Here is a 6,515-nt window from a genome sequence, read left to right on the forward strand (position 1 = left end):
TCAGATAGCACGCTACCGCCGCCACGGCGAAGGCCAGAAACAGCGGATTCGGTAGCGCGTCCACGATGCGCTGCACCGGCGTTCCGACCTGGTCACGCACGCGGTAAGTGTTTGGCGGCAGGGTTCTTCCCAACCCGGCGGCCAAGCCGAGCCCGGCCGCCATGACAAGGACCTCGACCCACGCGATGCGCGCGAAGATGTGCGCCTGCCCGCGGGCCAACGCGGGCATGGACACCCGCCGATGCCACCAGCCGAAACCACCTAAACCGGCCAGTGCTACCGCTTTGAGGCCCACAACCGCCGCATAGGCAGACGATAGATCCTCCCAAGAGCTGAACCGTAACGGCGCCGTGATCAATCCGGTGAACCCGATGAGGACAAAACAGCACAGCGCCAGCGCAGAGAACCTGCGCACAGATTCGCTCAGCGCCGTGGCTGACCGTCGCCGAATCAGCAGCAGCGCCACCAGCGCGCCGATCCACAACACCGCCCCACCCACATGGATGACCATGGCCGCCACGGCGACCTGATGGTTCGCCCGACTGGCGGCATGCCCGGTGAACGCCGACGGCAAAGCCGCCACCACGGCAAGCACCGCCACCAACGCCGTCGCGGTCACCGAGGAAACGGCCCGACAGGCGGCGGCTATCACGACGGCCAAACCCAACGACACCAGCAGCGCCTGTCCCGGCGGCAGCTCCAGAAGGATGATTTTCATGTTCTCTCGCGTCATCGCTGTGGCAACCGGCGCACCGACAAGCGTCGAGATGGTGAAGCAAATCGTCATCGTTGTCACGACGACCCAGGCCAGCGCCGACCACGACGCGGCCCGTACCCAGCCACTTGCCTCCTGGGACACCAGCAAGGGCCCCGGCCCAGACTTCGTGACCACATGTTCGCCCGGAACCAAGAAGGCCGCGGCGACCAGACAGCCGACGGTGGCCACGGCGGCAGCGTGCATCCCCAACCGTGACAACGGCAGCATCCACGGCGACAAACCCGGATCGTCATACGGTTGGTTGTAGGCCGCCCAGATCGATCCACCCCACCACAAGACGGCCGCGCAGACCGACGCCGACACCACAGCGGCGACAACCAGGGCGGGGCCTCGACGACGAAGAGGTCCAGGCCCGCCCAGTTCCACCGTCCGCTTCAGCACGGACATGGCCTGAGACCCTTCCCGGCGAGTCGCCCGAAGGGATCGCGGCTCTGTACCTGCCCGGGACGAGACGAGACGCGCGGCCCCGCCGATATGGTGCCTGACTTCATCGTGATCCTCTCGCCGAGCACGGCGGCTATCAAGCTTCGCCGGATTCTCCGCAGCACGCCGGAGAGCGGGCAGTCACCCACACCCCCAGCTACGGCTCGTCCGCCCCACCGGATCGCCGAGACCGGCCGACGTCAGCGCTTCGTAAGATTCAGCCGATACGTTGGCCGAAGGAACGGCGGTGCCGGTCGACCGCGTCCGTCGCCTTGCGGCCCTCACGGGGCGACGGCGCTGCCGAATACCCGCGGAGGGCTTCGGCAGCGCCGTACGGAGACGCGCTTGATCCGAAGATCAGTGTCCGGCCTGTCGGATCAGGTAGTCGCGAACCAGTTCTTCAGTCGGGGGACGCGGCGCAGTAGGAGTTGGTCGAGCAGCAGAATGACGACCAGGGAGACGCCGAACAGTGGCAGCAGCACGGCCAGGCCGACGATCACCAGGGCCAGTAGTGGTGTGGTGCGCAGCGGTAGCCGGCCGCGGGGGGCGCCGAGGGTGCCGGCGCCCTTGGGACGGCGGCGCCACCACATTAGCGGCCCGGTGACACACATGAAGATCACGCCAAGGCAGAACGCGATGGTGATCCAGAACGTGAGGGTGCCGAAGCGGCGGCCTTCGTGCAGGGAGATGCCCTGGGCGACGACCTTCGCCAGGACCGGATAGTCGCGGTAGCCGTAACTGGACACCACCGTGCCGCCGTAGCGGTCCACGTGCACCGTGCGTTCACGGCCGGGGTCGTTGAACGCGTATCCGATCACCGAGTACACGCCTTTGTCGTCCTCGGGCAGGGCGATGGTCAGCGGGCGGGCGAGGCCTTCGCGTTGGGCGACGGTGACGGCGGTGTCGATGCTGGCCGTCGACCGTTCGTCGCCGGGAGTGGATTGAGGCACGGTGGTGTTACCCAGCGCCCAGGGGACGTCGTGGCTGTGCGGCAGCGACTCGTCCAGGGTCGAGGTCGGGTTGCTCAGCGCGCCGGGGTCGTCGCTCCACAGCGAGCTGCCGCCGGCGGTGGCCAGCTGTTGTGCTTTCTCCCCCCAGATCCCGGTCCAGGGCAGACCGGTGACCAGCAGGGCCAACAGGCCGACGCCGAGTACGGCGCCGACCGCGGCATGGCGGTGGCGCAGCAGCGCGCCCTTGGCCTTCGCGGCGGCCTGCCGTGCACGGTTGCGCCGGCCGCGGACGAACAGTATGTAGCCGGTGATCGCCATGACCAGCGCCCAGCACGCGGCGAGTTCGATGACCGCGTCGCCGACCGGGCCGGCCATCAGTTCGCCGTGCAGGCGCACCGCATATCCGGACAGGGTGGTGTCGGGGTTGAGTGAGCCGAGGACGGTGGCGTCCCACGGGTTGACGTAGACGTCCAGGGGTTCACCGTCCACGGTGGTGGAGAACGCGGTCGGCTGGTCGAGCGCGGATGGTTCGGTCATCGACACCAGGGTCGCGTCGGGGTGGGCGGTGGTGACCGCGGCGAGCTGGCTGTCGTAGGACTGCCGTGCGTCCGCCTGTGCGCCGGCAGGTGGTTTGACGGTCATGACGTCGGCGTTGAGCATCGGTTCGAGCTGGAAGCGCAGCAGGTAGATCAGGCCGGTGACGGCCAGCAGCAGCAGGACCGGGACGACCAGGAAGCTGGCGTAGAAGTGCCACCGCCAGAATGCTCGGAACCAGCCTTTGCCCCGGGGACGAACCGGCGTTGCCCGCGTGGCGGTGGCAGATGTGGTTTCGCCGGATGCGGCGGCATCGGCGTCGGTGGTGGTGAGGGCGCCCGCGCGGGACGAGTCGTTGCTGACAGTGTCGACGGGTTGCGGCGACGCCGCCGGATCAGAAATAGACACGGAATCTCCAGTCCAAGAAGGCATGAAAGTTCGATCCGCGGGCCGAGCCGGTGGCACCCGTCGCCGGGGTCTGCCGTACCAGCGTGTGGGGGCACCGACCGCAGCCGGGTCGGCCGGGTTTAAACGGCACGGCCGGGTCTAGACGGCACGGAGGACCCGGCAATACCGGAGCCGGTCGGCCCGCAGGAGGAAGTCAGCCGCGGCGGATCAGAACGCCACGGTGGTGATCGGAACTTTCGCCACTGGAGGGCCACGCCGGACAATGGCTGTCGGCGGGGATACGCGGTTCAGGAGAGCTCGATCCGGCCACCGCGGGGGCCGGCAAGGCTGGTGGGGAGCGTCGTCCTCGCTGGACAGCCCCATACGGACAACCGCGAGCAGCGCCCGCACCACATGGACGGCGGCACGCGCGACCGGTCGGGCCATCAGCACGACTGTCCGCCACACCATGCGTTCCCCGACTGACAGCCAGATACCCAGCACCGCGGCGGCTGCCAGGTGCGCCACGATCATCGCCGGCCGTGTCGCCAGCATCTCGCCGGTGAGGTGTTGCACCGGGTGGGGTGCGGAGGCGAAGCCGGGCTCGGCGGTCATCGACATACCGGGCATGATCGGATGCATCGAGACGGCGTCCATGCCGGCCATCGGCACCGAACTGTGCCCGGCCAGCACGGTCAAGGCGCTGTGCATCAGCAGTTGTCCACCGCACAGCAGCGACACGATGCGCCGGGTCGACGCGGGCCGCCGGAGAAACATCGACAACCCTGCCGTGCACGCCACTGTCAACGCGCTCAGCGTCAACGGGCCAGGGGGCTGACCGCCTCCAAGCATGTGGGCGATGGTGCTGACGCCCGCGATCACGCAGGCCAGCACCGCGGCGCGAGTGATCCGCAGAACCGCACCTGCACCCAGCTCCGCCGACACGCCGGTCACCATACCGACAACCGACGCGGAGTCGGACCTGCCAGGCCCGGCAGGTCGAATGGTGTGAAACGGGGAAAGCGCCTCGAACCCGCGTTCCTCCGCTCTCGCCACCACACCGTTGTCGTTGCCGGGTCGACCGCGGCGGTCACAGTCGCAACGGTGTCCGGCATGTTGCTCGGTACGGATCGCCGCAGCGTTCCGTTCAATGGCCAGCGGCGTTGCTTGTCCCGGCCTCCCAGCGGCAGAAGTGGCGCTACAACATGTGAGGGGCGACACATCGTGTCTCGGGAACTTTCCGCCCGGCGGGCGCGACCCACAAATTGGCGTACCTCTGCCGTGTTGCTCGTCCCGTTAGTGAAGGAGATCGTCCGGTGCGTTTCACCATTGCCGTGCGTGCCCGTCGGGTGCTGTTCGCCGCCGCCGGTGGGGTGGTCGCCGCCGGCGTACTCGCCACTCCAGCCCTGGCACATGTCGAGGTTGACGCGGACAAGGCGCAGGCCGGGGCGCAGAACGTGACCTTGACCTTCACCGGGGAAGCGGAATCAGTCACTGCCGGGATCGTCTCCGAACGCGTGGTGCTTCCCGCCGGCATCAACCCAGCGGACGTACAGCTGGGAAAGGCGCCGAAAGGCTGGAAGCTCACGCCTGGCGCAGATGGTGTCACCGCCGCCGGGCCGGCGCTCAAACCGCGACAGGACGCGGTGTTCGCGCTCGTCGTCGCCCAACTGCCGGCCGACAGCACCACACTGGTGTTCAAGACCGTGGAAAGCTACAGCGACGGCAAGGTCTCCCGGTGGATCGATGTGCCCGAGGAAGGCCAGCCCGAACCGGACAACCCCGCGCCAGTGCTGAAGGTCAAAGCGGCCGCTGCCCCGGCGACCACGAGCGCCGCCCCGCCCACCGCACAGCCGTCAAGCCAGCCGATACCGTCACCGGCGGTCAGCACCACGCCAGCAGTCGCCTCTATTGACGCCGGCTCCGACGACTCGCGTACCGGCCTGTGGATCCTGCTAGGTGTGGTGGTGGTTGCTATGGCCGCGACGGCGCTGCTCCTGGCACGTCGACATGGTCGGACATCTCGCCCATGATGGACACTTCCGTCGCCACGTTTCCGGCAATCATGGGTTGCGCGGGCGACGGGCGGTGAGGACCGCCCTCCGGATCGGACGTCGAGCAGGGCCACTGTGACGACCACTGCGCCCGTCAGGTGAGACACCTGGGAGATGGCGGTGGTGCGGTCGTCTCGCCTTCAAAGCGCGTCTACCTCTTCGTCGAAACGCGCCGCCGCCCGTTGGACCCGCTGCGCGGCCTGCTGGCACGCCAGCTCCCGAGCCGCGACAACCAGGGTGTCATGCAGGGCGATGACGGCTGCGGCGATGCGCTGCACCCGGTTGGCGCAGCCCCCTACCCGCTGAGGGCCGGCCGGGCGGTGCGTCCACACGGCCAGCAGGCGGTCGGTGGCCGCGGCGCCGATGCGGATCCACTCGGCCAGCAGCGGCACCCGCACTGTCACCGGCGTGCCCACAGGCAGGGCGGCGGCGATGTCCGCGGCGGTGCCGAACTCACACTGGAGCTCAGTGAGCAACTCGTCGACGTCGGGCGACTGCACCATTCGTATGGTGGCGTTCTATATGTCCCCGGTCGCCTGGCTGCCCACGATATTCGCAGCAATGGGAGTGATGCCCTGGGCGGCTCGCTCATGGCCGGTTCCATAGATCGGTCGGCTGAGGAGGCGGTCTTCCGGGTCCACGCCACCGCCTGCGGCCGGCCACCGCGCGGTAGCCGCAGCCGCCACGCCGCGTTCGTCGACACCAGCCCCCTGACGGCGGGCCTCGCTGAGCGCTCTGCCCAGCACCGCGGCGATTCGGTGCACCGTCCCCGGCGCGATCAGCTCAGCATCCGCGACCTCCTGCCGGCTGATCGCGTCCACCGCTCGCTGCACCGTCTTCGCTCCAACTGGCCGTCCTGGTACAGATGCTCGCCGGCGCCTCGGTCATCGACTCCGCCGGACGGTGGGTGGCCGCCCTCAGCGGCAGCGGGACACTCGGCGCAGGCACCGACCCCCTGGCCGTCGGCGCGATCATGGACAACACGGGCGTCGGCGTCCTGAGCATTCTCCTCGCCGCCGGAACACTCATCGCCTCACTCCCCCTCCTGAAGATGACGGCGTCCAGTGACGCGGCAGCAGCCACCGAATCCGTCGCATCCCTCCCGCAGGCCACGCCGGTCGCGAGGCCGCCCACAGAGAAGCCAGCCTCACCAGCGGAATGAAACCACGACCTGTCGATCAAGTCGTCGATGCTCAACGGTCGGGTCCTGCGCTCCCAGCACCCGAGCGACATCGACCCAAGAGGTCTACGCGTTGCTGACCGTCTACCAGACGATCATCAGCATCGCGCTCGACCTCGCCCAGACGCCGCCCGGCGGACCGGACTCACACCGGCAAGCAACGACGAGCTTCAGACCAAGACACGACCGCTGAACGATCACCTCTCAAT

7 protein-coding genes are annotated in these 6,515 nt (G+C 68.5%); 2 read left to right on the forward strand and 5 right to left on the reverse strand.

The window, feature by feature from the left end:
• The 3 genes from DMB66_RS49025 to DMB66_RS49035 form a co-directional block, all read right to left on the reverse strand.
• Positions 1-1,165, reverse strand: a 1,165-nt coding sequence (locus DMB66_RS49025) for a copper resistance D family protein (protein ID WP_199753083.1), incomplete at its 3' end; no start/stop codon positions are given.
• 413 nt (positions 1,166-1,578) lie between these two features.
• On the reverse strand, positions 1,579-3,093 hold the full coding sequence (locus tag DMB66_RS49030; protein ID WP_199753084.1) for a PepSY domain-containing protein: 1,515 nt from the start codon (positions 3,091-3,093) through the stop codon (positions 1,579-1,581).
• 207 nt (positions 3,094-3,300) lie between these two features.
• Positions 3,301-4,017 carry a hypothetical protein gene (locus tag DMB66_RS49035; RefSeq protein WP_125810983.1) on the reverse strand — a complete coding sequence of 239 codons (717 nt, stop codon included), beginning with the start codon at positions 4,015-4,017 and terminating at the stop codon, positions 3,301-3,303.
• Between the two features lie 371 nt (positions 4,018-4,388).
• Here DMB66_RS49035 and DMB66_RS49040 point away from each other — a divergent pair, with 371 nt between their 5' ends.
• A complete protein-coding gene (locus tag DMB66_RS49040) occupies positions 4,389-5,105 on the forward strand; it encodes a DUF1775 domain-containing protein (protein WP_125810984.1) in 717 nt (238 codons plus the stop codon).
• A gap of 161 nt (positions 5,106-5,266) precedes the next feature.
• Here DMB66_RS49040 and DMB66_RS49045 read toward each other — a convergent pair whose 3' ends face one another.
• Together DMB66_RS49045 and DMB66_RS49050 are read right to left on the reverse strand one after the other, a co-directional pair.
• Positions 5,267-5,629, reverse strand: a complete 363-nt coding sequence (locus DMB66_RS49045; protein ID WP_125810985.1) for a hypothetical protein — start codon at positions 5,627-5,629, stop codon at positions 5,267-5,269.
• A gap of 15 nt (positions 5,630-5,644) precedes the next feature.
• Positions 5,645-5,947, reverse strand: coding sequence for a hypothetical protein (locus DMB66_RS49050; protein ID WP_125810986.1), 303 nt, complete (start codon positions 5,945-5,947; stop codon positions 5,645-5,647).
• A gap of 44 nt (positions 5,948-5,991) precedes the next feature.
• Between DMB66_RS49050 and DMB66_RS49055 the strand changes: the two genes are divergently transcribed.
• Complete coding sequence (locus tag DMB66_RS49055) at positions 5,992-6,288, forward strand: hypothetical protein (RefSeq protein WP_125810987.1); 297 nt, start codon at positions 5,992-5,994, stop codon at positions 6,286-6,288.
• The last annotated feature ends 227 nt before the right edge of the window (positions 6,289-6,515 follow it).

The sequence above is a fragment of the Actinoplanes sp. ATCC 53533 genome (assembly GCF_003947245.1).

What these genes read in the sequence shown, in the direction of transcription:
- DMB66_RS49045 (WP_125810985.1), bottom strand. Translation starts at nt 5,629, where the DNA reads ATGGTGCAGTCGCCCGACGTCGACGAGTTGCTCACTGAGCTCCAGTGT.
- DMB66_RS49055 (WP_125810987.1), top strand. Translation starts at nt 5,992, where the DNA reads ATGCTCGCCGGCGCCTCGGTCATCGACTCCGCCGGACGGTGGGTGGCC.